Origin of the sequence: Vreelandella boliviensis LC1 (genome assembly GCF_000236035.1) — a bacterium.
Classification (GTDB): Bacteria; Pseudomonadota; Gammaproteobacteria; order Pseudomonadales; family Halomonadaceae; genus Vreelandella; species Vreelandella boliviensis.
Genome location: NZ_JH393257.1, coordinates 637787 through 641240, shown reverse-complemented (window position 1 = coordinate 641240; position 3454 = coordinate 637787). Strand labels below are relative to the sequence as shown.

At 61.8% G+C, this 3454-nt stretch carries 2 protein-coding genes and 2 pseudogenes; all 4 read left to right on the top strand.

What is annotated here, in order from left to right:
• Positions 1–1056: pseudogene (locus tag KUC_RS19885) on the top strand (ATP-binding protein); the annotation flags it as partial.
• A 2-nt stretch (positions 1057–1058) separates the two neighbouring features.
• Positions 1059–1694, top strand: a complete 636-nt coding sequence (locus tag KUC_RS02705; protein WP_007111556.1) for a hypothetical protein — start codon at positions 1059–1061, stop codon at positions 1692–1694.
• Positions 1691–2944, top strand: coding sequence for a hypothetical protein (locus KUC_RS02700; protein ID WP_007111555.1), 1254 nt, complete (start codon positions 1691–1693; stop codon positions 2942–2944). Before KUC_RS02705 ends, KUC_RS02700 begins: the two co-directional genes overlap by 4 nt.
• Positions 2941–3454, top strand: a pseudogene (locus tag KUC_RS19880) (DUF7281 domain-containing protein); the annotation flags it as partial. The gene KUC_RS02700 and the pseudogene KUC_RS19880, both read left to right, overlap by 4 nt.

Below are 3454 nucleotides of genomic sequence, written 5' to 3'. Positions count from 1 at the left end.
GCCTGAAAGCCGCTACTCACCCAGCTGGAAACGCTGGCCATCGAACCCGACGGCCAAGCCCCCAGCGCGCCCCTGGGCGATGTGGACGAGCGCATCGAGCGCGCCCGCCAGGCCCTGGGCAACCGCCACCAGCAGGTCGAACAGCTCCGCCGCGGCTGCCTGGAGGTGGAGAGCCAACTGATCAAGGACGCCAGCAGCGGCTTCGCTGAAGCGCTGGAGAGCGAGCGCAGCAAGCTGCAAAGCGACAACCCACGGCTACAGCTGCCGCTCCTGCGCGATATGCTCAAACTGCTCGAAGATCAACAGCAGCAGCTAATTCAGGAAGGCCGCAACCTTAGCGACGACCTAGATAAATTCTTCACCGTGTTCCGCGATTTGAACCGCCGCATCAGCGCCCAGAGCCGTCGGCTTTCGGAAGAAGTCGCCGACGACCTGCGCCTGGAAGGCATCAGCAAGGCCGAAGTGCGTATCCAGTCCACCATCGATGAGCTGGGCTTCTGGGAACCGCTGAAGCTGTTCGCCCAGCGCTATAAAGAGTGGCGGGAATCTGGCCAGACGCTGCCCAGCGACGATTACCTCAACACCCTGGCGGACGTGGTCGATTTGCTGCGCAGCGACCAGCAGTACAGCTTCGAAAGCCTGCTGCGCCTGGAGCTGCACCTCAACGAAGGCGGCACCGATCTGGTGATCAAAAACGACCGCCAGCTGCTGGAGTCCTCCAGCCACGGCATGGCCTACCTGATTCTGTGCAAATTCCTGCTGGCGTTTACCCGCCTGCTGCGCGGCGATGCAGAAATCGCCATCCACTGGCCGATTGATGAAATCGGCACCCTGGCCTACCACAACGTCGAAAAACTGTTTGAGGCCTGCGACAGCAACCGCATTCATATCGTCGGCGCCTTCCCCAACCCGGAATCCGATGTACTGCTGCTGTTTGCCAATCGCTATTTGATCGACCGCGATGAGGCCAATCCCAATAAGCGGGTGTTAAAACGCATTGAGCCACGGTTAAGCCGCCTGGCCGAGCGGCTCCAGGAGCGTCAGCAGGAGGTGACAGCATGATCGAACACGGCCCACTGCTTGAGCGCCTGTTGGCGGGGGAGTTTATCTGCCCCATCAGCGATGAAAGCGGCTATCGGCACCTCAGCGATGAAGAGACCCGCGAGTCGATTGACGCCTACCTGCGCCCCCTCAATCGCCGCCTGGCCAGCAACGAAGACGGCAGCGTCTACTTTCTGGCCTGGCGGCAGCTCAACGACAGCGCCCGGGATCAGCTCTCGCGCCAGCTGGGCGATACGCTCAATAGCCTGCTGCCGCTGTTGGAGTGGCTACAGCTGGTGCAGGAAGCGCTAGGCCGCGACACCCTGGCCGCCCCCGGCGATGTGCTCAAACCGGCGGAGTTCAGCGCCAAGTGCGAAGATAACCAAAGCCTGCGCGAGCGCCTGGAGCGACTGGCCACCGACAGTTTTTTCGGCTCGCAAAGTGATCAGCTAGATGCCCAGGTGAAGCAAGTCTTCAAGCGTCTGAAGGAGCACGGCTATTTGCTCCAGCCGCATTCAGAGCGGCAGGTGTTTGTGGTCACCGGCAAGATCGACTATCTGGTGGACTTGGTGCGCTTTATCCGCGATGAAGAGAACCTACCCATCGACGCCGATAAAGAGGAGGGCTCTGGCGCTCAGGAGGCGCTGTTGTGAGTACGAGCCTGAACAGCAGTGCGAATGAACTGGAAAGCCGCCTGCTCAAAACCGGCAGCGAACGGCTGGCGCTGCTGGGCAAGCATTCTGAAGCGCTGATGCAGGCCTACACCCGCGATGAAGTGCCTTTGGAATCACTCAGCGACAGCGCCCTGCGCAAGCTGCTGGCGGCGCGCATTCTATGGCGGCCGGATGAACAGAGCGGCGTCAAGCTGGCGCCCAAGGTGCGCGAACTGATCGCCGAGATGCTCGCCGACGAGACCCGCCGCCACGTCAACGCCGACGTAGCGGAAACCCTGGAGCTGATTCGCGCCCTGGTGCACAGCTACCGGGAAGCGCGCAGCCGCGGCGAGCACTGGCGGCTAGAGCAGCAGCTGATGCGCCTGCGCCAGGAGGTCGATGACCTGAACGGGCGCTTCGCCGATGCCATCGATAGCCTATGGCAGCGGCTCAATAGCGATTTCGGTTTTGTCAGCCAGCTCAACGACAAAATCCGCGAAAACGACCGCGCCCAGAAGCAGATCGCTCGCCTGTTGGACGGTTTGGCGCTGATCGACTTCGACGAGCTGATTGAGCTGGTAGGCAGCGACGGCAGCCTGCGCAAGCTGTTGATCAGCCAGCTTCAACAGCAGCTAAGTAACCACTACACCGGCCTGCGCGAAGTGCAGCGGCGCTTGATCGAACTGATGGCGCGCTTTCGTAAGCAGCAGGCACGCAGCCGCCTGATGAGCGGTATGGCGGCCTTTATGCGCGAACACCCCGGCTTTGTGCCCGGTAACTACGCCCGCCGCAGCGAGGTGCCCACGCTGGTCAATCAAGCCGCGCCGCTAAATGCCGCCGCCGCCCCAGCGCTGGATCGCAACCTTGATAGCCAAGTGCTCGCCGAACTGCTCCACCAGCTACCCCAGCCGCGCCATACCACGCAAACGGTTGAAGCAGCTGCCCCGGCCCAAGCGCAAGAAAGCAGCCTCGCCGCCGCCCGTCAGCAGGCGCTCAAGCAGGATGTGGAACACTTCTATTTAAGCGTGATCGATCAGCCCCAGGCGAAACCGGTCAGCGCCCTTGAGTACCTGCACGCAAGCCCGCTGGAATGGCCGGATGAGATCTGGCTGTTCCAGGTGATTTCCGAATACCAGGGCCTGCCGCGCAGCGACCAGAGTGCGTTTAGGCTCAAACAGCAGGAGAGCCAGGCCAGCCGTTTCAATCACCTGCGCCTGATCCACGACGTTGAACTGCAGCTGGCCGTATGAACCTACCCGGTCGCGCCCGCAATGGGCTCAACGGCGTCGCCCGCGAACTCCTCCGCCAGCCCGCAGTGGAAAAGCCCCGCCGCCAATGGGTAGACGACGTAGTAGCCTGGTGCCACCAGCACGATATTGACCTGGCCACGCGCATCAACGGCAAAACGCTGCGCTTTGACGCCGCCCTGCTGGCGCAAATTGATGATGTACTAGAAAGCGCCCGAATAGCCCCGCTAGGCCGCTCCCTCAGCGGCCTGACGAGCAGCGCCCAAGCCAAAGAGGGTGTAGAGGAAGACAAAGCAACCCGCGAAAGCCCCCGAGCACGGCGGATACTCGTCAGCTTTCCGCCGCAGCCAATAGCCGGGCTTGCCAGCGAGCCGCGCACTATTCGCGATGTGGATGTGCAGGCGCTAAAACTGAGCGCGTTTAGCGCGCTAATTCAGGTCGAAAACCTGGACAGCTTCTACGAGTTTTCGCTGGATATTTCAGCGCTGAGCGGCTACATCAATCCGCTGGTCG